Origin of the sequence: Propionibacterium cyclohexanicum (genome assembly GCF_900111365.1) — a bacterium.
Classification (GTDB): Bacteria; Actinomycetota; Actinomycetes; order Propionibacteriales; family Propionibacteriaceae; genus Propionibacterium; species Propionibacterium cyclohexanicum.
On the sequence record NZ_FOGZ01000013.1, the window covers coordinates 62,116 to 84,291 of the forward strand.

Genomic DNA, 22,176 nt, shown 5'->3' on the forward strand with positions numbered 1-22,176 from the left:
GGGACTGAGATTACCGGTGCCTCAAGACAAAGTCGGCACCGGGACAGCCACCCATTCCCGGCCAACGACCGGCACCGTCATCGGGCCCCGACCTGGCCACTGTCATAGGCGTTGACCAAGGGCAGGAAGACCTCGTCGACGATCGAGTGGATGGCCTGCTCGCTCAGCGCCTGCATCGTCATGAGGATCTCGCCGTGCAGCAGATCAAAGGGCAGGTTCGCGACACGCGGCGGCAGCTCGCAGTGGAGCTCGCCACGGGCCCGCGCACGGGCCAGCGCCCCGTCCATGCTCGGTCTAAGCCCGGCGAGCACCTGCTCGCGCATCTGTGCCGGGGTGGTGTGGATCTGCTCGAAGTACATTCCGGCGCCGGTGATGAGGAAGAACATCTCGGCGCGCTGCTCGTTGACCTGCCTGAGGAGCTCGATGACATCGGTGCGCAGGGAGCCCGTGTCGATCTGGTGGATGGTTCGCTCGTCGATCCTGTGCCGCAGGGTCGCAATGACCAGCTCTGGCAGGCTCGACCAGCGCCGGTAGAGCACGGGCTTCGAGGTGCCAGCGCGGGCGGCCACCGAGTCATAGCTGAAGTTCTCGACCCCCTTGCCGACCAACTGCTCCCAGCCCGCATCCAGGATGGCCTTCTCCAGCGCGGCTCCCCTGCGTCGCGATCTGCGCTGGGCGGGCGGTGCCTCGGTGCGCTCATCGAGAGTGCTCTCTTTAAGGTCCATTTGCGTATCTTAACGCACCGAGCTACCGTGCGTAAGAAACTGATCCGTATCTAATATTGGACTGCTCGTCCACCTCGAACCAAGGACATACCGTGAGCTCAGAACAATCGAAGCCGCCCCTCACCGGGACGAAGGGCATGGGCCTGCTGATCACCGCCATCATCCTCGGCGCCATCATGCCGATCATGGACTCGACGATCGTCTCGATCGGACTCCAGACCCTCATCGGCGCCTTCCACACCACTGCCGCGACGATCCAGTGGGTGACAACCGGCTATCTCCTGGCGATGGCCGTGGCGGTGTGCGTGGTCGGCTGGGCGCAGGCCCGGTTCGGCGGACGCCGGCTGTGGCTGATGGCCCTCATCGCCTTCGTCGTGGGATCGCTCCTGTGCGCGCTGTCGTGGAACATCGCCTCCATCATCGCCTTCCGTGCCCTCCAGGGCTTCGCGGCGGGCGTGCTCATGCCGCTCATGCAGACCCTGGCCGTGCAGGAGGCGCGCCACCGCAACATCACCTCGCTGGGCAGCCTCATGAGCACGGTCTCGCTGCCGGTTGCGGTGGGCCCGATCGTCGGACCGGTGCTCGGCGGTATCGTGCTCAACTCGCTGTCGTGGCACTGGCTCTTCCTCATCAACGTGCCCTTCGGCATCGCTGCCATCGCAGTGGCAATCCCCGCCTTCCATGACGAACGCCCCGCGCAGGCCCAGCACCCCTCGCTCGACATCGTCGGTTTCCTCAGCGTCGCGGCAGGCCTGGCCGGTGTGCTGCTCGGCCTGACCAATATCGCCCGGGAGGACGGCTTCGCCCACGCCGATGTGGTGATCCCGCTCATCGTCGGTGTCGCGCTGCTGGTCTTCTTCGTGGCATGGCCACGCTCCCGCGACCCCCAGCGCACTCTCATCGACATCACCCTGCTGCGCGCCCGCTCGGTGGCATCGGCGAGTTCCGCGCTCTTCCTGGTCGGCGCGGCGATGTATGCCGCTCAGTTCCTCCTGCCGCTCTACTGGCAGGATCTGCGCGGCGAGAGTGTGCTCAACGCGGCCTTGCTGCTCGTGCCCCAGGGCGTTGGCTCCCTGCTGAGCCGGATCGTCGCAGGGCGCCTCACCGACCGCTTCGGCGGCCGCGTCATCGCGCTCACGGGCTTCCTGCTCACCGCAGCCACCACCCTGCCGTTCTGCTTCGCCGATGCCTCGACGAGCAATATGGTCTTGTCCGGGGTGCTCTTCCTCCGCGGCCTGGCGCTGGGCGTGCTGCTCATCCCGATCATGACGGTGGCCTATCTCGACATCGACAATGCGGCGGTCCCGCACGCCTCCATCCTCACCAGAGTCGGTCAGCAGGTCGGTGCGAGTGCCGGCACGGCTGTCGCGGCAGTCGTCCTCGAATCCTCCCTGCGCAACCACGCCCTGGGCGCCCAGGCCAGCTTCCATGCCGCGTTCGCCGCAGCGGTCGTCATGACCCTCATCGGCGCGGTGCTCTCGCTGTGGCTGCCCGGACGCGCCGCGTCCGCGCAGGTGGAGTAGCCGCGGACCCGCTCAGGCGAGTGCTCGATATCCCAGATAGCAGGCCATGATCACACCGAAGACGACGATGAAGAGGCGCAAGACGCGTGACGGTATCCGGCGCGCCAGCCATGCCCCGGCGGTGGCACCGATCACCGAGCCCGCCGCCACCGCGCCGGCATAGTCCCAACGCACCGGCCCGGTGGTGACGAAGAAGATCGCCGCCACGAGATTCACCAGCATCTGCAGCAGATTCTTCAGGGCATTCTGTTCCTGGATCCCCACCGCGAGGAACAGGCCGAGCACTCCCAGCAGGATGACGCCCTGGGCCGCCGAGAAATAGCCGCCATAGACACCGGACAGGAAGACGACCACCACGAGGGGGACCCACCGGGTTCCCTCCGTGGGGCGCAGCCGGGCGGCGATCCTCTGCTGGAATGCTACGAGCAGTGCGGCGGCGAGAACGAGTACCGGTACGGCGAAGGTGAACGCGGCAGCCGGTAGCCGGGTGAGCAGATAGGCCCCGGTGGTGGCGCCCACCACCGAGGCCGCACCCAGGCTCACGAGCAATCCCTTGAGCGCCCCCAGTTCGCGGCGGTAGCCCCAGGCTCCTGCGATGGAGCCGGGCACCAGACCCACGGTATTGGCGATATTGGCTGACACCGGCGGCACTCCGAACATCACCATGAGCGGGTAGGTGATGAGTGAGCCCGAGCCCACGACCGTGTTGACCAGCCCGGCCCCGAAGCCGGCGGCGGCCACCGCCACCAGACGCCACAGCTCCACAGCCCCACACTCCTCGGTCAACTTCCAGCCAACCCGGCAACGGTATACCAGTGCGCTGATTGGTCGGTCCCTCGCCATCCCCTCGGTCTCGCAGCCGGCGCCCTGGCGCTCAGTCCTCGAACAGCGCCAGGCTGGGTGCCCTGGTCTGCGTGACGTGCAGCTGTGCCAGCAAGGCAGCCGAGGCCTCGTCGCGGCGGAGCAAGGCCTCGACGAGGCGTTCGTGGTCCTCGGCCAGTTCCACGGCACGGCCCCTGATCGTGCGACGGAAGAGCCTCTCCATCCGCAGCTGGAGGGGAGCCATGATCGACACGAGCAGGCCCGAGCCGGAGGCCCCGGCGAGCAATGCGTGGAAATCCGCATTGGCGCTTGCTCCGGCGCGATCATCCCCGGCGTGGATCGCCTCGTGCGCCGCCGAGCAACGCTCGCCGAGGGCCTCGAGGTCAGCCGCGGTGCGATGCCGGGCGGCAAGCCGTGCCGCCAGTGGTTCCAGCACCTCGCGCACCTCGAACAGTTCCTGAACCTCATCTCGGGTCAGCGTCGTGACGACCGCGCCGGAACGCGGCACGATCTCGACCAGCAGCTCCGCCTCGAGCACCATGAGCGCCTCGCGCACGGGTACGCGCGAGACCCCCAGCTGCTCGGAGATGGCGCGCTCGCGCAGTTTCGTGCCCGCGGGCAGGGCACCGCTGAGGATCGACTCGCGCAACTGCGCGACGACCTGCTCGCGGAGGCTGTCCATACCCAGCACCCTAGCCACCGCGGGCAGCTTTTGGTATACCATCGTCGGGAATTGGCCAGGAGGTTTCATGCTCACCACCATCGTCCAGAAGAACACCTACCAGGACTCGGTTGCCCTTATGGTGCTCAGCCGCACGCTGTCCGATCTCGACGGGGTCACGAAGGTTTCCGTGATGATGGGCACCCCTGCGAACAAGGAGATCCTCGGCGCCACGGGCTTCGGCTCACCCGAGGTCGATGCCGCGGCCGCCACAGATCTCATCATTGGCATTGACGCCGATGACCCGCAGAGCTTCCGGGAGGTCGTGGAGCAGGCCAATGCGCTGCTGGCGCATCAGGCGTCGGCCGGCGCGAGCTCGGGACTCGCGAGGGTGCACAGCCTCGCGAGAGCGCGCGCCAAGCTGCCCGACGCCAACCTTGCAGTCGTCTCGATCCCCGGCGAGTATGCGTCGGCCCAAGCGCACGAGCTGCTCGAATCCGGCCTCAACGTGCTGCTGTTCAGCGACAACGTGAGCCTCGAAGATGAGGTCATGCTCAAGACCCGAGCCGGTGAGCTCGGTCTGCTGCTCATGGGGCCCGACTGCGGCACCTCCGCCTTCGCCGGCGTGCCCCTCGCGTTCGGAAATCTGTGCGCCGCGGGCTCGGTGGGCGTCGTCGGGGCGTCGGGGACCGGTACCCAGGAGGTCATGGTCCAGGTCGACCGGCTCGGCGCCGGGATCAGTCACGCGATCGGCCTCGGCGGCCGCGATCTGAGCGAGGCAGTGGGCGGACGCACCGCCGTGCAGGCCCTCGCCGCACTCGACGCGGACCCGCGGACCGAGGTCATCGTGCTCGTGAGCAAGCCGCCTGCGCCCAGCGTCCGGGCACGCGTCGAGCAGGCCGCCCAGCAGCTGTCGACCCCGGTGGTGACCGTCTTCCTCGACGGCCACGACGAGACCGGACGCGAGGGCAATCTCACGCAGGCGCGCACCCTGTCCGAGGCTGCCCGCCGCGCCGTGGAATTGGCAGGTACCGCCACCTTCTCCCGCCCGGACGGCGGCATCGTCGGCCTGTACACCGGCGGCACGCTTGCCGACGAGGCCGCGATGATCCTGCGTGAGGAGCTGCAGCTCACCGCCGATCCGGGTGAACCGCCCGCCGGGACGGTGCTGGCGGCGGGCCCGCACCGGATCGTCGATCTGGGCGACGATGTGTACACCAGAGGCCGTCCGCACCCCATGATCGACCCGGCCTCGCGGGCCGAGGCGATCGCGCGCGCCCTCGCCGAACCAAGCACCGCGGTGCTGCTGCTCGACCTGGTGCTCGGGCACGGCTCGTCCGCCGACCCGGCCGGCGCCATCGCCGGGCCGATCCGCGAGGGACTGGCTCGCGCCGAGGCCGCGGGACGCCAGGTGCGCGTCGTCGCCTCGATCTGCGGCACCGAGCGGGACGAGCAGAAGCTGTCGGCGCAGGCAGAGGTCCTCCGCGAGGCCGGGGTCCGGGTCCTGCCCGACAACGCCGCGGCTGCCCGTCACGCCGCCGCGCTGGCGCGCCGGATCGGTACAGCGGCGCCCTCTCGTTCCAGCGATGTACCCAAGGCCATCGCCGGTCTGCTCGGCGGCCCTCGCACCATCAACGTCGGGCTCGCATCATTCGCCGAGGACCTCGCCGGTATCGGCGCCCCCGTCGTGCAGTGGTCCTGGTCGCCGCCCGCCGGGGGCGATGCCCAGCTCGCCCGTCTCGTCGACCGTCTCCTGATGTCCTGAAAGGGCTTGATATGACCACATTGCATGAGATCGCTCGCGGCATCGGCGACTTCGGCTCCATCGACGAGGCCAACCGCGCCGTCGTCGAGGTGCTCACCGGAGGTCAGCCGACCCTGGTCGACGTTGCCGAGGCACACACCTTCATCCCCGAGCTCGATCCCGCCCGCAAGGTCCTGCTGCATGCCGGTCCGCCGGTGGCCTTCGCCGATCTGCCCGCGCCCACCCAGGGCGCCTGCGTCGGCGCGGCGCTCTTCGAGGGCTGGGCCGACACCGAGGAGCAGGCCCGGCGCATCGTCGCCAACGAGGTGACCCTCATCCCCTGTCACGATGTCGGGGCGGTCGGCCCGATGGGCGGCATCACGAGCGCCCATATGGCACTCGTCAAGGTGGTCAACGCCCGATACGGCAATGTGGCCTACTCCACGATGAACGAGGGCATCGGCAAGGTGCTGCGTTTCGGGGCCTATGACAGCGAGGTGATCGAGCGACTGCGCTGGATGCGCGATGTCCTCGGGCCGGCGCTCGCCGCAGCACTGGAGCGCACCGAGGGCGGCTATCCTCTCGCACCGCTCATGTCCCGGGCGTTGACGATGGGCGACGAGATGCACCAGCGCAATATCGCAGCGTCCGCCCTGTTCGCCAAGGACATGGCACCGCTGCTCGCCGCGGCGGACATCGATGCCACGGCGCGGGTTGAGGTGAGTGATTTCCTGGCCCGTACCGACCAGTTCTTCCTCAACCTCGCCATGGCCGCCTGCAAGTCGAACGCCGACGCCGCCCGGGCCATCCAGGCCGGCTCGGTGGTCACGGCGATGTGCCGCAACGGCCACGAGTTCGGGATCCGCGTCTCGGGGCTCGGGGAGCGCTGGTTCACCGCGCCGGTCAACACCCCCCAGGGCCTGTTCTTCACGGGCTTCGACCAGTCGCAGGCCTGCCCCGACATGGGCGACTCCGCGATCCTGGAAACCTTCGGGCTGGGCGGCATGAGCATGGTCGCCGCCCCCGGGGTCACGCGCTTCGTCGGCGCCGGCGGCTTCCTTGACGCGGTCGCCACCACCGAGGAAATGGCCGAGATCGTCGTGGGCAACAATCCTGCGATGAGCATCCCCACCTGGGACTTCCAGGGCGCCCCGACAGGTATCGACGTGCGGCTGGTCGTCAAGACCTCGATCACGCCGATCATCAACACCGGGATCGCCTCGATCGTCCCCGGTGTGGGCCAGATCGGTGCAGGCACGGTGCGTGCCCCCCTGGGCTGCTTCACGGCCGCGCTCAAGGCGCTCGGGGAGCTCTACGGTCTCGCCTCGTGAGCTGGTCATGATCCTCGCGAGCAGCGACTGCCGGTCCAGCGCTGGCACTGTCACGGCGGCACGCCGGGTGGAGGTGCTCGAGATGGCTGGCCCGGCCGCCCGCGCGGCGGCGGCTGAGCCGGTCGGGCCGATCACGGCGGTCTATCGTTCCACTCTCACCGTGCGCTGCGGGACGACACCGGTCAATGTGGGCGGCACGCCGGTGCAGGCGGTGTGCTCGATGAGGGTCCGCCCCGCTGAGCTGGCCGGTTTGCGAGCGCTGCCGGTCGGTACGCCGCTGCATCTGGACATCCGTCGCGCCCTCAGCCAGCCGATGCGGCTGGAAGCGCGCGGCATGCCGGCTGCGTTCGAGCCCACGATCTGCGGCACCGGCGCCTCGTGGTTCGATTCCCCGCCGGGCCGCCGCTTCGGTCGCGCGCGGTTGACAGCTGCCGCGCAGGCGCTGGCGGCCGACCGCGAACCGGACGCTCTGCTGGCACTGTGCGGGCTGGGAATCGGGCTGACGCCCTCGGGGGACGACGCCCTCATCGGCATGTTCGCGCTGGCCCAGTGCGCGGGGATTGCCCGCTCATGCCAGGCGGGCTGTGCCAGGCGGCTGACCGACGGCCTCAGCACGGATGTGTCGCTCTGCCATCTGCGGCTGGCCCTCGGCGGGGAGTTCTCTCGGCCCGTCACCGGGCTCCTCGACGTCCTTGTCGCACGCGACAGCTCCCGCCGGGAGATCCGGTACGCCACCGAAGCAGTCGCCCGGATCGGGCACAGCTCGGGAGCCGATCTGCTGGCGGGGATGGCGGCCCTTCACACGGAACTGACTGGCGGGGAGGAGAGGCGATGAGAGTCGTCGTGGCACTGGGCGGCAATGCCATCGCGAAACGCGGGCAGCCGTTCACCGTCGAGGAGCAGCGGGCCAATATCCGCGTTGCCTGTGCGCCACTGCTCGACATCTGCGAGGACCACGAGCTCGTCATCACGCATGGCAATGGGCCCCAGGTGGGAATGCTGGCCCTCCGTCGCGGTCCGGCGGGCAGCCAGGACATGCCCCTCGACGTGCTCGGGGCCGAGACCCAGGGCATGATCGGCTATCTCATCGAGAGCGAGCTGCGCAACGCCCTCGTCGAGCGCCACGAGCAGCAGCGGATGATCACCACCGTGCTCACCCTCGTGGAGGTGAGTCTCGACGATCCCGCCTTCAGCCATCCCACGAAGTTCGTCGGGCCTGGGTACGAGCCGGAGCAGGCGCGAGTACTCGGTGCGGACCAGCACTGGGCTTTCGCCGACGACGGCGGCTCCCTGCGCCGGGTGGTTCCCAGCCCCCGCCCGAGACGCGTCGTGCAGGTCGATTCCACGAAACGCCTGCTGGCAGCGGGGCACCTCGTCATCTGCGTCGGTGGCGGCGGGATCCCCATCGCGCGCGATGCCTCGGGCCAGTTCATCGGCGTCGAGGCGGTCGTGGACAAGGACGCCAGCTCGGCGCTGCTCGCCTCGGAGATCGGAGCGGGCGTGCTCGTCATGGCGACCGACGCCGATGCCGTGATGCTCGACTGGGGCACTCCCCGCCAGCGCGCGCTGCGCACCGTGAGCGTGTCGGAGCTCGAACGCCATCACTTCGCCGCCGGATCGATGGGGCCGAAGGTCGCTGCCGCCGCCCAGTTCGTGACGCATACCGGCGCCACCGCCGTCATCGGGCGGCTCTCCCAGTTGGAGCAGCTGCTCGCAGGCACCGCCGGCACGACCATCGTGGCCGCCGAGCAGGAAACGCAGCTGTACTGACCCTTCCCGGTACGACGGGGGTCGGACGCCGGACTCGCACCCCCTCGCATCCGCTGCTCGCCAGGTCCTGCTCAAGGCGTCCTGCCCAAGCCCGAACAGTGGTCAGCTCCCCACGACCTCACACGCTGCATCCACGCATGGCGGCACCCCTGAGCTCACCGACGGCGGTACAGCAGGAACAAGGCGGGTGCCGCGAGAGGGCCGGCCTGGCTCGGTGCTGTCGAGAGCATGCACGCAGCACGGCTGCATGGTCGTTCCTGACCAGCCAACTCCCGGTCCTCGGACTCTGGAAGCCGCGGGAGAGATTAACCACCACGTGACTGAGATGTAATCGCACTGAAACGCCCGCTCCGTAACGTTTCACTGGTCCAACCAAGGTACCAATCCCGAGGAGCGCCCGTGCTGAAGAAAGTAATCACCAGTTTCGTGGGATTCGCGCTCGCCGCCAGCGCGCTGGCCGGCTGTTCCACGAACGCCGCGTCATCTGCTTCGCCATCCTCAGCAAAGGTGGCCGAGCTCAGTGCCCCAACGATCGCCCACAATGGAGAGCTGGCAATCTGCACCGCCCTCAGCACGGGGAATCCCCCGACGTACTTTACGGACGCCTCCAATAAGCCAACCGGAGCCGAGATCGACATGGCCAATTGGGTGGCTGCGAACCTTGGCCTCACCCCCAAATATGTCGATGTGGCTTTCGCCTCGATCATTCCCGCCCTACAAGCCGGTAAGTGCGATGTCATCATGTCGTCCCTCTACATCAAGCCGGATCGCGCGCAAATCGTCGACTTCACCCCCTATCTCATGTCAGGCTCAGCAGTAGCGGTTCAGAATGGCAACCCCAAGGGAATAACCGGCATGGACGACAGCCTATGCGGCCTCAAAGTGAGTGCTGCGGTGGGCAAGACCGCCACTCTGCTGGCTCAGCAACAAGCAGAGAAGTGCCAGCAGGATGGCAAGCCGGAACTTCAAGTAGTCCAGACTGACCAGACCACCGCAGCCGTCCAGCAGCTCATCAACAAACAAGTCGATGCCTACGCAGGAGAGACACCAGTTGTGCTCTATTATCAGAAGAAGCAGCCTGGTACGTTCGAAATGACTGGAAAATCATTTGGCGAGATCGAGGTCGGCGCGGCCGTCAAGAAGGGCAATACTGCGCTCTCGCAAAAATTGCAGAGCTCCTTTACCGCGATGAATCAAAGCGGTGAATACCAGAAGATCCTGCAGCAGTGGGGCATGTCAGACCTGGCGTACAAATTCTAGGAAGAAACGAAGAGTATCATGACATTCGACTCGCAATTTTTCTGGAACAGTCTCTTCCATCCGAGTAGCGCCTTCCTGGGCGGCCTTGGGCTCACCATATTCATTTCCATTGCAGCGATGTTCTTCGCGTTGGTCGTGGGTTTGCTCATTGCCCTCATGAGACTCTCCCGCTTTGCCCCTCTTCGCGTGCTGGCAGCCTTGTATGTCTGGGTACTGCGAGGCACTCCGCTGCTGGTCGTGCTCGTCATAATTTACCTCGGTCTCGCCGCCGCAAATATCTACAGATTCACAGATATCCATCTTCTCGGAATCAGTCTTTCAGGCGCCGTCCAGGCAGCCATCGTTGGGCTGACCCTCAACGAGAGTGCCAACATTTCTGAAATCATGCGAGCCGCTATTGTCGCGGTACCGAGCGGGCAGCTGGAAGCTGCCGCCACTCAGGGAATGATCAGGCGAAACGCCATGCGGTGGATAGTCATTCCGCAAGCGATTCGCACGATGATACCCCCTCTGGGGAATCAGTTCAATTCGCTCATGAAGAATACCTCGCTACTGAGCATCATCGGTGTCAGCGAGATGTTCCTCATCACTCAGTCAATCAGTTCCGCCACATTCAGGACTTTCGAGATCTTCATCGTGACCGCCATCTACTACTTGGCGCTCACGACTGTCTGGACAGTTCTTCAAGATGAGCTCGAACGCTATTTCAACAGACGCCTCGGGCTCGATTCTCCCGGTGTTGTAGAGCGTCTCGAGGATGGATTCACACGCTTGTTCATTGGAAATAGAAAGAGCGAGGAGGTCTTCTCATGATGAGAGAAGCAGCCGTGCTGAACATTCCTCAGGAAAACGCCGACCGAGTTGTCCACGCAACTGGGGTGAAGAAGGTGCTGGGCGGGAAGCTCATCCTTAGAGGCGTTGACTTCGACGTGAACCGAGGAGAAGTGGTGGTACTACTGGGTCCCTCCGGTGCAGGAAAGACGACACTGCTTCGAACACTGAACGGGCTTGAGAGCCTGGATGGCGGTCAGGTGACTATCAGCGGTCAGCGGATCGGATACATCGAGACAGCACATGGCGCTGTACGTCGCGCCCCCGAGCGCGTGCTCGCCCGCCAGCGTCGCGATATCGGTTTCGTCTTCCAACACTTCAACCTCTATCCCCATATGACTGCCCTTGAGAATATTTGGCACGCACCGGTCCGCGTCTTGAAGAAGCCGAAGAGCGAGGCCGTCGAGGAAGCACGCGCTCTCCTCACGCGCGTAGGCCTGGCGGATCGTGCAGATGCCCATCCCAGCGGGCTGTCCGGAGGCCAGCAGCAGCGGGTCGCCATCGCGAGGGCCTTGGCCATGCACCCGAAGCTCATGCTCTTCGACGAGCCCACGAGCGCCCTCGATCCGGAGATGACCGGCGAGGTCCTGCGGGTGATGAGAGATCTCGCCGCAGGTGGCCAGATCACGATGATTGTCGTCACGCACGAGATCTCTTTCGCGCGGCAGGTCGCCTCACGCCTTGTCGTGATGGCCGACGGTCAAGTCGTCGAAACAGGCACGCCACACGAGATTCTAGATCATCCATCGACCTCACGAACCCAGGAATTTCTTGCGAAGGTGGCCTGAGATGACCGACATGGTCGCCGACCTGAAGCATTCCAATATGGACCCTCGCCACGACCCACGACCGAACTCACCCACGCCCGGGCAGAGCGATCACGACTGGCCATCCAGCGTACGACTCGAGGACATGCGTTTCCGGGCCACTGGGGGAATCGCGGCTGAAATAGCCGGTCGCCTGGAGAGCTCAATTCAAAGCGGCGAGCTGCCGGCCGGAACACGCTTGCCATCCGAGCGCGTGCTGGCCGAGAAAATGCGCGTGTCACGGACAACCGTGCGCGATGCACTCAAGCTGCTCGAACTCCATCGCCTCGTCATCCGCCGTCGCGGAACCGGAACGGAAGTTGCCCCGCCGGACCCGCGTGCCAACCAAGTAATTGCCTTGCTCGGCGGCGTGGAGCGTGACCTGCACGATGTCGCCGAGCTCCGTGACATGGTCGAACCAAGTATCGCCGGGGTCGCCGCTGCGCGAGCCAGCGCCGCCGATCTGGATCGCATGCAGGACCTTCTGGAACGGTCCGAAGGGCAATTGACCGCAGCGGGCTCCCTGCAGTGTGATCTTGATTACCATCTGCTATTGGCGCAATGCAGTGGTAATGCATTATTGCCACCGCTTCTTTCTTTCATGAATGATGCAACCGCCAAGTATCGTCTTGACTCGCATCGCACCCGGCACAGTCGTCACGTGTCGCTGGAAGGGCACCGGAGAATATTCCGCGCAGTGGCGGACCACGACCAGGAGCTCGCCATGGACGCTATGAAAGCCCATTTGGCGCAGGTGGCGGAATTGACTGAGAAATATCGCATCGAAGCAGCAACCCAGGCGCTACCCACAGCAGAAACGACCCAAGGCAGGGTGATGTGATGTCAATCGTGGCCGATCCCACGCAGTTGAAACTCTTTCGAGCAACTGCCGAAAAGGTGCGATGGGGAACGCTTCCGGCACGATCGGACGACCGTATCGGGGTTGTCCGGCCCGGAGAGCTCTTCCAGATCGACACAGTGAGCCACGAAGGGCTTCTCGAGGATCAGGGCCGCGACCCTGTTGCATTCTTCGGCGCTCAGGGTATCCACCCCGAAGATGTTCTGCAAGACGCGATTGATATCGCCCGGAAGGTGCCGCATGATCAGAATACGGATGGCCCTCATATTCTTAACAGGCCCATCACCGTACGAGGCACTCGCCCCGGCGATCTACTTGCAGTGGACATTGTGGAGCTGGCTCCGCGGGTGCCATACGGTGTTGTGTCAAATAGGCACGGCAAGGGGGCCTTAGCCGGAGAGCTACCGCGCATCGGCAAGGTGAGCAGCGTTTTCGCTCATCTGCTCAGCACGGACCCAAGTCTCGCCGTCATGTCGCGATCCGGTTTGGATGCGGTAGCCATGCTTAGGCTGCCTGACGAGAAAGCGAGAGAGACCGAACGACAAGCCCAATCCAGGTATCCCATCTCATTCAAGATTCACCCGTTCCTCGGGATCATGGGGGTGACCCCCGATACCGATGAGCACCTTAACTCCGTACCGCCCGGGGACTTCGGCGGAAACGTCGACATTAACTTGATGGTTGCCGGCACCACTTTGTACCTTCCGGTACAGGTGCCGGGAGCCGGGTTCTTCGTGGGCGATCCACATTTCGCCCAGGGCGATGGCGAAGTCTCCCTCACCGCCCTCGAGGCCTCCCTTCAGGCAACCCTGCGGATCAGGGTCATTCCTCGCGACGCAGTGAAGTCCCAGTTCGGTGAACTCGACGGCCCACTCATTGAAACACCGGAGCTGCTTGTCCCGACAGGTCGCGACCGCGATCTAGATGTTGCCCTTCAGCGATGCACCCGCCAAGCGATTTCACTGCTTTGCAATCGATGGGGACTCGACGAGGTGCACGCCTACGCCTATCTCAGCGCAGCGACCGATTTCAATATTTCAGAGGCCGTTGACATCGTCAAGGGCGTGCATGCGCGAATCCGGAAGTCCGACTTCGAACGGAACCTGTGGTCCTTGGACGTTCTCTCTGCCGCCGAGCAGGTCAGGTTGTCCTCGGACTGAGGCCAGTCAGCGACCGGGCAGCCAGGATCGGAAACGTGCGCTCTGCGGGCTCCGGCCCAGTCCTGGCCCCGGCCCAGTCCTGGCCCCGGCCCAGTCCTGGCCCCGGCTCTGATCTGTGGCGGGCTCCCGCAGGCTGCAGCCTGCGCGTCTGGTCACGATCCGCTGCTCTTCGGCCCGCCGAAATCAGGCCCCGCCTCGTCAGGATGTGCCCGGCGCTGACGTTGCCTCGTGTGCCGAACTCATTCTCGAGGGGACGCTGGATACACACCATTGTTCACATACTCAGCCCATAGCCTGTCGGTGATGGAATGAACAGCGAGAAGCCCGCTCTGGTGATTGCTCACCGCAGACGAAATCCGATTCAGCGCTTCAGCAGTACGACCAGGGCCACAAGTCCGACGACAACGATGATTGTGCGTAACAACCAGGCCGGAAGTCGGACTCCCACATACGAGCCCACCACACCACCCACAATGGCCCCCACCCCCACGGCGCCCGCCAGCAGCCAGTGAATATGCACCCAGCCCTTCGTCATGAATACGATCGCCGCGACCAGGTTCACAATGAGGGTATTGACTATCTTCACCGCATTGATGGTCTGGAGCTCAAGCTGGGTCACGACTCCGAGCAGCCCGACGAACAGGACGCCCTGAGCGGCACCGAAGTAACCGCCGTACAAGGAGACGAACGCGGTCACGGTGACGACTACCCACATGGGAGCCGCCCAGCCCTTGCCACCAGCCGCGTGCCGATTGATCCAAGGGCCTGTGACTACGAGTAACAGTGCCAAGCCGACCAGTGCCGGGACAATCGCCTCGAATGCGGCGGCCGGCACGACGAGCAGGAGGAGTGCCCCAACCAGACCTCCGAACACCCCGGCGGGTGCCAGCACGCGCAGCAGCGAGCCGGCGCGGCGAAACTGCGAGCGATATCCACTGAGGCTGGAGAAGTTTCCGGCCAGCACGCCCATATTGCTCGTGACATTTGCGTCCACCGCAGGCAGACCAAGCATGACCAGCACTGGAAAAGTGATAAGCGAACCAGAGCCGACAACCGCATTGATCGTCCCTGCCCCGAAGCCAGCCAGCCCTGCCAGAAGATATTGGAACGAACCCATTATGCGCCTCCCAGGTGACGGCGAACTCATACCCGATCGGTCCACCGGGGACAGCATAGCCGCCACACTGGGCATGCCGGTTCAGATCCCATTACTGTGCGCCGGCAATGATCATTGAGCTGTCGGCAAACGTCACTCGTAGTTTGTGCAGGAGAGCGCGGAACACCGTGCACAGATTCCCCCGGCATCACCGAGCCGATGGGCTATCGCTTGCTACCCGCACCAACAATTCGTCTCCGAAGGAAAGGAGCACTCCCGGCACGACCATCGTGGCCGGTGAGCAGGCCATGCAGCTGTACTGAGGACGGTGCTGGGCTCGGGCCCGCCCCCCAAGCCCACTGAGTTCGCACCAGCCCTGGTTGGCTGTCCCGGCATCGCGCAGCAGAATCGAGACGAGGGACCCATCCATCGCCGAAGGAGTCTGGCATGTCATCGATCCTGTTCATCATGACCGCCGCCGATCACTGGGATCTGGCAGACGGCAGCTCCCATCCCACCGGCTTCTGGGCCGAGGAGGCGGTGGTGCCCCTCGAGGCCTTCCTGGCGGCCGGACACGAGGTGGTCGTCGCTACCCCTGGCGGGGTGGTTCCCCCCGTCGACGAGGCGAGTCTCGCCACCTCCGATGACTCGGACACGCCGGGCAGGCCGGACGGCGAGCACCTGCGCAAGGCCATCGTGAGCTCCGAGCAGCTCACCCACCCGATTCCTCTCGACCAGGTCGATCTCGACCGGTTCGCTGCGGTGTTCGTTCCGGGCGGACACGGACCCATGCAGGACCTGGCCGTTGATCCGCTGTCGGGAAATCTACTCACCCGCGCCCTCGATGCAGGCCTGCTCGTGTCAGTGGTCTGCCACGGCCCAGCGGCCCTGCTGGCGGCGACTCGCGAGGACGGCACCAATGCCTTCGCCGGCTATCGCCTGGCAGCCTTCACGAATGCCGAGGAGGACCTGGGGGGCCTGGCCACCAAGGCCCGATGGCTTCTCCACGACAGACTGCGGGCCGCGGGCCTGCGGGTCGACACAGGCACCCCCTACAAGCCCCACACGGCCAGCGACCGGACACTGCTCAGTGGCCAGAACCCCGCCTCGTCCTCGGCCGTGGCGGACCTCGTGCTGGAACGCCTGGCCCCAGGACGGCGGAACGGTCCCGGACAGCCGTAGGACTCCGGCGCACGGGCAGGTACGCTTTCGTCTGTGATGAGGAGCAGAAACGGACGCCCGGTGCGGCATGATCTCGCCCTTGCGCGCTGTTGTTGCTGACGTCTTCGCAGCACAGTCCCCTGTCCCGTCCGAGGGTGTTCCTGGCTCTGCCGGACGGAGACGAAACCTCCTCACAGATCCCAGAAGGCGCGACATGACCGAACACCGCGATGACGTATGGTCCCGTATCCGCACCGAGGCTCGCGCGGACGCCCAGAACGAGCCGGCACTGGCGAGCTTCCTGCACACGAGTGTGCTGTCCCATCCCGAGTTCGAGGACTCGCTCAGTTTCATCCTGGCCAGCAAGCTCGGCACCGAGACGGTCACCTCGCTGAGCCTCCAGACGCTCATGAAGGAGGCCTTCGACGAAGAACCCGAGATCGGCACCGCAATCCGCGAGGATCTGCGTGCCGTGCTGAGCCGCGACCCGGCCACCCGCGGATACTCGGTGCCCTTTCTCTACTTCAAGGGCTTCCACGCGCTGCAGGCCTATCGCGTGGCACACCACTACTGGCTGAACGGACGCCAGGCGCTGGCCTTGTATCTGCAAAGCCGTATCTCGGAGGCGTTCGCAGTGGACATCCATCCGGGCGCCCGGATTGGCAAGGGCATCATGTTCGACCATGCCACCTCGGTGGTCATCGGCGAGACCGCGGTCGTGGGCGACGACTTCTCGATGCTCCACGAGGTGACGCTGGGAGGAACCGGCAAGATCGGCGGCGACCGCCATCCGAAGGTCGGCCGGGGCGTCATGATCGGCGCGGGCGCCAAGGTGCTGGGCAACATCACGGTGGGCGAGGGCGCCAAGATCGGCGCCGGATCGGTGGTTCTGGAGGACGTTGCGCCCTATACGACCGTTGCCGGAGTGCCCGCACATCTCGTGAGCTATCCCCCGAATGCGATGCCTGCCCTCGACCAGGCAATCAACCCGGGCGTGTGAGCGCCACTAGACTTGGTTGATCCTATCGAGAGGTACCGACAATGCAGGTCGACTTCCACGCCTCGCGCCGGGGCACGGTGGGTATCGAATGGGAGCTTGCGCTGGTCGACTCCCAGACCCTCAAGCTAGTTCCGGCTGCCGATGGGCTGCTCAGCGAACTCGGTGTGCACGGCGACGATCCGATCCGCAAGGAATACCTGCAGAACATGATCGAGGTCGTCTCGCAGCCCCATCAGCGCGTGGCTGACGCAGTGGACGACGTGGCCGACCGGCTCGCCGAGGTGCGCGTCGCGGCGAGGGCCCAGGGCGTGAGTCTGCTGGGGGCCGGCTGTCATCCGTTCAGCCGGGCCAGCGAGCAGAAGCCGTTCAGCAGCCCTCGCTACGACGTCGTCACCGAGCGGAACCAGTGGTGGGGCCGCCAGATGGCGATCTGCGGCATCCACGTGCACGTGGGCCTGACAGCCAAGGAGTACGCGCTGCCGGTGGTCGACGTCCTCTCGCGGTTCTACCCCTTCTTCCTTGCGCTGTCTGCATCGTCCCCGTTCTGGGAGGGCGACGACACCGGCTACGCCTCCCAGCGCACCATGCTCTTCCAGCAGCTACCCACCAATGGCCTGCCCTGGCAGTTCACCGAGTGGTCGCAATTCGAGGACTTCGTCACCGGAGTCACGCAGTGCTCGATGATCTCCAGCGCGAGCGAGATTCGCTGGGACGTGCGTCCCGCGCCGCGCTTCGGGACTGTGGAGAACCGCACTGCCGATTCCGTGGGCACGCTGGCAGAGATCGGCACGCTGGCCGCACTGACCCAGTGCCTCACCGAGTTCACCGTCCGCGAGCTCGATGCGGGCCGCGGGCTTGTCGCGCTGGAGCCGTGGTTCATCAAGGAGAACAAGTGGCGGGCCGCCCGCTACGGGCTGGACGCTGAGATGATCACCTCGCAGCACCGCCACCGGGTCCGGCCGGTGCGAGAGTGCCTCGACGAATGGATCGACCGGCTCCATCCCGTGGCCCACGATCTGGGTTGTACCGGGGAACTGGAGTTCGCCGCTGAGCTGTCGAGGCGCGGCGCGCCCTATGAGCGCCAGCGGGCCCTGGCGGCCGACGCCGATCTGTATGACCTGACTCGCCGGCTGGTGGACGAGACTGGGGCCGAGGCCCCGAGCTGGCAGGCCGACGCCGCGCACCATCTCGAGAACTCACAGGACCAGGATCGATGAAGCCCTTCTTGCTGCTGGGAACTCGCGAAGAGGACGAGGCGGCCCGCAACGAGTTCGACGCCGTGCGCCGGCACAGCGGCCTCGACGCCGCGGACCTCATCCATCTGCGGGTGGAGGCCGAGCCCATGCCCCCCATCGACCTGGCAGACTTCTCCGGGGTCATCCTCGGGGGCAGTTCGTTCAGCGCCAGCTCCCCTGTGAAGGACGCCCTGCAACAGCGCGTGGAGAGCGAACTGCAGGCACTGCTGCACCGTGTGATCGCCGCCGACATGCCCTTCCTCGGGCTGTGCTACGGGGTGGGAATGGTGACAAGCACTCTCGGGGGCGTCGTCGGACCCGAATACGCCGAGACCGCCGGGGCGGTCGAGGTGCGCCTCACCGAAGTGGGCGGGGCAGACCCGCTGTGTGCCGGGCTGGCGCCCAGCTTCCATGCCTTCGTCGGCCACAAGGAGGCCTGCACGATCCCGCCGCGTGGTGCGGCGGTGCTGGCCCTGGGCGACCACTGCCCGGTGCAGATGTACCGGGTGAACCGCAATGTCTATGTCACTCAGTTCCACCCCGAGCTCGCGCCCAGCGACTTCGTGACCCGGATCAGCTTCTACAAGCACATGGGCTATTTCGAGCCGGAGGCCTTCGAGCAGATCCGCGATGAGGCCCTCGCCGGCCCGGTCGATGGGCGCCAGCACCTGGTGCTCAGCAATTTCGTGCGCCGTTTCGCCGCCACCGACTGAGCACGCGCCGCTGCCGGTGTCTTACGGTTGTGCCATGCAAGCATCCGAGCCCTCCGCCCGCGAGCTGGAACTGCGGGCCTCCGATCTGGATCGCTCCGCGGTGGTCGACATCCTCCAGGCAGCCTGCGCAGATGGCCGGATCTCGCTGCCAGAGCATTCCGAGCGCACGGACTCGGCGCTGCGCGCCAAGACAGTGGGTGAGCTGAGCAGGCTCATCGCCGACCTCGGGCATGTTCCGCGCTCCATCGTCATGTCGAGCGCGGGCCAGCCCCCACCACCGGTCGAGCTGCCGAGCTATTCGAGCAGCCGGGCCGTCATGAGCGAGGTGCGCCGCACCGGCGCGTGGCTGGTACCCGAGCAGATGAGCGTCACGGGGATGATGGGCGAGATACGCCTGGACATGCGAGAGGCCTACTTCGCCTCCCACCGGATCCTCATCGACGTGTCGCTGCTCATGGCCGAGCTGCAGATCAGGGTGCATCAGGGCACCCGGGTGGAGGACCGCACGCGGCTCATCGCCGCCGATCTGAACACGAAGAGCCTGGGCACGCCGCGCCCCGACGCACCCCTCATCGTGCTCACCGGGTCGTGCGTGATGAGTTCGATCACTGTGCGCGGCTACGACGGGGCTGCCTGAGGAATGATGTGTGGGCCGGGGTATAGCCCCGAACGAGCACGTGGCGCTGACGTGCCTGTATCTCCTCACCCGGTTCTTTGACCCGGCCGGGGCGGACGGGCACGATGGATGATGAAGTGGAGCTCCGGCCCTCAATGCCCTCGCGATTACCTTCCAAGGCCGTTTTGAGAAAACTGAGCAAGGAATCCCACCGGGACCCCACACACTGTTTGTCGGTCACTGCCGCAGGGCCAGAGAGCGGTACTCATATCGTCGCGCCAGGCTGTTCTTCGAGGATGGGGATGTATTCTTCACGGAATATTTCTCTGTATTGTGGGCTTGAGCGCATGAGTTCCGTGTGGGAGCCTATGGCGGCAACCCTTCCATGATCCATGATTACGATGCGGTCTGCTGCTCTGATTTCCTCGGGCCGGTGGATGATGAGGAGGCAGGATGGTCTCCACGGAAGCTGCCGGATGTTGTCGGCGGCCGGCTCGGTGGCAATCGGTGCTGCTGTGGCCATCGTCGGCGCCCTGGCGTGGCAGCGGTCGCACAGCTGGACGGCTCGGCTTGTCGACCCTGCAGCCCCTATACGGCGAGAATTGCGTGCGGTCGGGATGGTCGCGGAGGGCGACCATCGCCAGGTCGCCCGCAATGCCCTGCGCCGCACTGTCGATGACCGAAACCTGCAACTGTGGTTGCGAGTCGGCCCTGACGTCTGGGTCGACGAGCCGGCCGATGGGGCCGATGCCGATCCGCGCATGGTGACGATCGGGCGTCGGGACGACGGCGAGCCCGCCATCGCTGCGCTCCCCTCAAACGACGTCGTCGCGGGCAGGCTTTCCACCCTCAAAGACTGTTCAGCACTTCTCCGCCCCGCGCTCGTCGAAGCTCAACTCGCGTTCGAGTCGCATCGCGCCGACGCCGCCGCCGAGGGCGAGTCGTTCCGTTCCCGTCAGTGACGGCGAACATGAATGACAGGATGACCAGACGACGGATCCGGCGGCGCCGATCCCCGAGCCGGCACAGGACCGCGCTCCCTCGCCGAGCGAGTTACGGCATCTGGAGGAGCATTCCTCGTCCGCGACAGTCGCGAGCGGGGCACTGTCGTCGAGGCGGTGCTGCCGTGCGGATAGTGATCGCCGAAGACCAAGTCCTGCTGAGGGACGGACTCGTGCGCCTCGTGGAGCAAGCCGGCCACATCGTGGTCGCTCAGGTTGGCGATGCTGGCTCGCTCATCGAGCAGGTCAACGCACAGCGGCCCGACTTGGTGATCTCCGACATCCGGATGCCACCCGACCAGTCGGATGTGACGGTGCGCGTGCGGTCATGCTGCTGCGAGAGAGGATGCCGACCCTCCCGGTCCTGATGCTCACCCAACTGATCGAGCCGACTGTCGTTTCGGAGCTCATCGCCGACTCGGCGCCCGGATTCGGGTACCTCTTGAAGGACCGCGTACTGGATACCGAGACCTTTCTTGAAAGAATAGAGGTCGTGGGCGCCGGAGGCACCGCGATCGACCCCGCTGTCATCGATGCGCACGCCGGGGTCATTGGACTCAAGGGCTCGCTGACCCCGCGCGAGGCCGAAGTTATCCGTCTCGTAACTTCCGGTCGCAGCAACGCCGGCATCGCCTCACAACTGGTGATCTCGCGACGGACGGTCGACGCGCATCTCCAAGCAATTTTCATCACGCTCGACATCGCGGCGGCCAGCGACGACAACGCGCGCGTGTTGGCCGTGCGCCGCTGGCTCGACGACTTCGGGAGTTTTCGTGAATAGCTCGCTGGTTTCCCGGTCCGGAAGTTCCTTGTAGCCCTGGCAGGAGTCGATGACGTTCTGGTAGATGCCCCAGGTCACCTCGAATGCGACATGCCGCACCGGTTCACCGGGTTCGCGGCAGTGTGTGGGCACTGGTACCCGGCGATCGTCATAGAGAAGAAATTCACCAAGCTGGCGCTGAGATCTGCATATTGAAGCGAACCCCTAGATAGTTGATAATTTCTGGATGGGGGGCTCGTGGAACAGTAACGCTCCCACGGTAGAAGCTAGGCGACGTGTCACACGGAGTCTACGGGGCCTTGGTACCTACTACGGCAACGGAAGATACCATATAATCAGGAATAATGAACAGAACAACTCACGACAAACACGTGAGCACTCGGAACTTCGTCATCTTATGCTCTCCAGATAAGGAGAGCATCTCTCGTCTAGCTGGCCACGCGGATCTATGAGTGATTCAGATAGAAATCGTTCAGAATCACTTGTCTCCCGTGACTTTTAGTGCCGCATTAATTGCCATACGTGACGCAACGACGAACCACACCATCTGCATACAGCATAAAACAATTAAAATGATTCCAATTGGAACTGGAGAAGATTTGATGATTACTACTAGAACGATAGATGGAACCCAAATTGAAATCACGTTAAGGCAGAATTGCTTGAAAGCAACCTTGTGTCCAGTCTTCCAAGCTTCATCACTCTTGAACAATGCCTGGAATCGAAACCCAGCCCAAGAATTGCGCCGGCCTTTGGGCCCCTTCTGGTACCACGCAGTAAGTCCCCAAGACAAACCAATAAGAATGGTTGCTCCGACGATCCATATCCCCATCTGCGAGAACAGTTCAGTTGTCGTCATTTCCATCACCTATTTCCATTTTGTAATACCATGTTCAAGAATAGTCGAAAGTTGCTAGGTTTAGGCTGGAATAGTGACATTTGTTAATTTACTGTGAATCGCACTTTCGATTTCCCCCTCGCTCTACTTAGAGACTTATTCCTAACTCGGCGTTTCGCTTAGGGCATTGGCCCTTTCCTTGGGATAATTACTGTACCACCACTAGTTATCCTGACGGGAAAG

Annotated in this window: 24 protein-coding genes; 18 read left to right on the forward strand and 6 right to left on the reverse strand. The window is 64.7% G+C overall.

Translation table 11 applies throughout. The annotated features are described in order from the left end of the window. Positions 1-77: 77 nt before the first annotated feature. Positions 78-725 (reverse strand): TetR/AcrR family transcriptional regulator, encoded by a 648-nt coding sequence (locus tag BMX93_RS07510; RefSeq protein WP_091969677.1) that lies wholly within the window; start codon positions 723-725, stop codon positions 78-80. A gap of 92 nt (positions 726-817) precedes the next feature. Between BMX93_RS07510 and BMX93_RS07515 the strand changes: the two genes are divergently transcribed. After that, positions 818-2,248, forward strand: a complete 1,431-nt coding sequence (locus tag BMX93_RS07515) for a DHA2 family efflux MFS transporter permease subunit (protein ID WP_143052848.1) — start codon at positions 818-820, stop codon at positions 2,246-2,248. A 12-nt stretch (positions 2,249-2,260) separates the two neighbouring features. On the opposite strand, the gene BMX93_RS07520 is transcribed toward BMX93_RS07515, so the two are convergent. Together BMX93_RS07520 and BMX93_RS07525 are read right to left on the reverse strand one after the other, a co-directional pair. Next, on the reverse strand, positions 2,261-3,013 hold the full coding sequence (locus BMX93_RS07520; protein WP_091969681.1) for a sulfite exporter TauE/SafE family protein: 753 nt from the start codon (positions 3,011-3,013) through the stop codon (positions 2,261-2,263). A 109-nt stretch (positions 3,014-3,122) separates the two neighbouring features. Then, entirely contained in the window at positions 3,123-3,752 is a 630-nt protein-coding gene (locus tag BMX93_RS07525) for a GntR family transcriptional regulator (protein WP_177170120.1), read from the reverse strand. Between the two features lie 67 nt (positions 3,753-3,819). On the opposite strand from BMX93_RS07525, the gene fdrA reads away from it, so the two are divergent. The 9 genes from fdrA to BMX93_RS07570 all read left to right on the forward strand — a co-directional run bounded on the left by fdrA (position 3,820) and on the right by BMX93_RS07570 (position 13,492). Beyond that, positions 3,820-5,496 carry an acyl-CoA synthetase FdrA gene (gene fdrA, locus BMX93_RS07530; RefSeq protein WP_091969685.1) on the forward strand — a complete coding sequence of 559 codons (1,677 nt, stop codon included), beginning with the start codon at positions 3,820-3,822 and terminating at the stop codon, positions 5,494-5,496. A gap of 11 nt (positions 5,497-5,507) precedes the next feature. Further along, complete coding sequence (locus tag BMX93_RS07535) at positions 5,508-6,806, forward strand: YlbE family protein (RefSeq protein ID WP_091969687.1); 1,299 nt, start codon at positions 5,508-5,510, stop codon at positions 6,804-6,806. 7 nt (positions 6,807-6,813) lie between these two features. Continuing rightward, the gene (locus tag BMX93_RS07540; protein ID WP_091969690.1) at positions 6,814-7,641 is read left to right on the forward strand and encodes an oxamate carbamoyltransferase subunit AllH family protein; all 828 of its coding nucleotides are present in this window, start codon (positions 6,814-6,816) and stop codon (positions 7,639-7,641) included. Further along, a complete protein-coding gene (locus tag BMX93_RS07545; RefSeq protein ID WP_091969691.1) occupies positions 7,638-8,576 on the forward strand; it encodes a carbamate kinase in 939 nt (312 codons plus the stop codon). The genes BMX93_RS07540 and BMX93_RS07545 overlap by 4 nt, the downstream gene beginning before the upstream one ends. 399 nt (positions 8,577-8,975) lie before the next feature. Further along, on the forward strand, positions 8,976-9,836 hold the full coding sequence (locus tag BMX93_RS07550) for an ABC transporter substrate-binding protein (RefSeq protein WP_177170121.1): 861 nt from the start codon (positions 8,976-8,978) through the stop codon (positions 9,834-9,836). Positions 9,837-9,854: 18 nt separating this feature from the next. After that, a complete protein-coding gene (locus BMX93_RS07555) occupies positions 9,855-10,649 on the forward strand; it encodes an amino acid ABC transporter permease (protein WP_091969694.1) in 795 nt (264 codons plus the stop codon). Further along, entirely contained in the window at positions 10,649-11,455 is an 807-nt protein-coding gene (locus BMX93_RS07560; RefSeq protein WP_091969734.1) for an amino acid ABC transporter ATP-binding protein, read from the forward strand. Before BMX93_RS07555 ends, BMX93_RS07560 begins: the two co-directional genes overlap by 1 nt. Before the next feature lies 1 nt (position 11,456). Then, positions 11,457-12,314, forward strand: a complete 858-nt coding sequence (locus BMX93_RS07565) for a FadR/GntR family transcriptional regulator (protein ID WP_091969696.1) — start codon at positions 11,457-11,459, stop codon at positions 12,312-12,314. Then, positions 12,314-13,492, forward strand: a complete 1,179-nt coding sequence (locus BMX93_RS07570; protein WP_091969697.1) for an acetamidase/formamidase family protein — start codon at positions 12,314-12,316, stop codon at positions 13,490-13,492. The genes BMX93_RS07565 and BMX93_RS07570 overlap by 1 nt, the downstream gene beginning before the upstream one ends. Positions 13,493-13,853: 361 nt before the next feature. On the opposite strand, the gene BMX93_RS07575 is transcribed toward BMX93_RS07570, so the two are convergent. Further along, positions 13,854-14,609: a sulfite exporter TauE/SafE family protein gene (locus tag BMX93_RS07575; RefSeq protein ID WP_091969699.1), complete on the reverse strand. Its 756-nt coding sequence runs from the start codon at positions 14,607-14,609 to the stop codon at positions 13,854-13,856. A gap of 426 nt (positions 14,610-15,035) precedes the next feature. Between BMX93_RS07575 and BMX93_RS07580 the strand changes: the two genes are divergently transcribed. From BMX93_RS07580 to BMX93_RS07600, 5 genes are all read left to right on the forward strand, one after another. Beyond that, a complete protein-coding gene (locus BMX93_RS07580; RefSeq protein ID WP_091969700.1) occupies positions 15,036-15,770 on the forward strand; it encodes a type 1 glutamine amidotransferase domain-containing protein in 735 nt (244 codons plus the stop codon). Between the two features lie 193 nt (positions 15,771-15,963). Beyond that, positions 15,964-16,749, forward strand: a complete 786-nt coding sequence (gene cysE, locus BMX93_RS07585; RefSeq protein WP_091969702.1) for a serine O-acetyltransferase — start codon at positions 15,964-15,966, stop codon at positions 16,747-16,749. Between the two features lie 41 nt (positions 16,750-16,790). Then, the gene (locus tag BMX93_RS07590; RefSeq protein ID WP_091969704.1) at positions 16,791-17,966 is read left to right on the forward strand and encodes a glutamate--cysteine ligase; all 1,176 of its coding nucleotides are present in this window, start codon (positions 16,791-16,793) and stop codon (positions 17,964-17,966) included. Next, positions 17,963-18,697, forward strand: a complete 735-nt coding sequence (locus BMX93_RS07595; RefSeq protein WP_091969706.1) for a glutamine amidotransferase — start codon at positions 17,963-17,965, stop codon at positions 18,695-18,697. The genes BMX93_RS07590 and BMX93_RS07595 overlap by 4 nt, the downstream gene beginning before the upstream one ends. A 34-nt stretch (positions 18,698-18,731) precedes the next feature. Next, positions 18,732-19,334 carry a DUF1707 SHOCT-like domain-containing protein gene (locus BMX93_RS07600; protein ID WP_177170122.1) on the forward strand — a complete coding sequence of 201 codons (603 nt, stop codon included), beginning with the start codon at positions 18,732-18,734 and terminating at the stop codon, positions 19,332-19,334. A 244-nt stretch (positions 19,335-19,578) separates the two neighbouring features. Here BMX93_RS07600 and BMX93_RS12735 read toward each other — a convergent pair whose 3' ends face one another. Then, positions 19,579-19,836 carry an ABC transporter ATP-binding protein/permease gene (locus tag BMX93_RS12735; protein WP_143052850.1) on the reverse strand — a complete coding sequence of 86 codons (258 nt, stop codon included), beginning with the start codon at positions 19,834-19,836 and terminating at the stop codon, positions 19,579-19,581. Between the two features lie 94 nt (positions 19,837-19,930). Here BMX93_RS12735 and BMX93_RS07605 point away from each other — a divergent pair, with 94 nt between their 5' ends. Genes BMX93_RS07605 through BMX93_RS07615 form a run of 3 tightly spaced genes read left to right on the forward strand, consistent with a single transcriptional unit; the run spans position 19,931 to position 21,095 of the window. Beyond that, complete coding sequence (locus tag BMX93_RS07605) at positions 19,931-20,275, forward strand: hypothetical protein (RefSeq protein ID WP_143052851.1); 345 nt, start codon at positions 19,931-19,933, stop codon at positions 20,273-20,275. A gap of 20 nt (positions 20,276-20,295) precedes the next feature. Then, a complete protein-coding gene (locus BMX93_RS13545) occupies positions 20,296-20,682 on the forward strand; it encodes a response regulator (RefSeq protein ID WP_425438773.1) in 387 nt (128 codons plus the stop codon). Then, complete coding sequence (locus BMX93_RS07615; RefSeq protein ID WP_177170124.1) at positions 20,682-21,095, forward strand: response regulator transcription factor; 414 nt, start codon at positions 20,682-20,684, stop codon at positions 21,093-21,095. Before BMX93_RS13545 ends, BMX93_RS07615 begins: the two co-directional genes overlap by 1 nt. A gap of 478 nt (positions 21,096-21,573) precedes the next feature. Here BMX93_RS07615 and BMX93_RS07620 read toward each other — a convergent pair whose 3' ends face one another. Then, positions 21,574-21,954 (reverse strand): SdpI family protein, encoded by a 381-nt coding sequence (locus BMX93_RS07620; RefSeq protein WP_177170125.1) that lies wholly within the window; start codon positions 21,952-21,954, stop codon positions 21,574-21,576. Positions 21,955-22,176 lie beyond the last annotated feature (222 nt).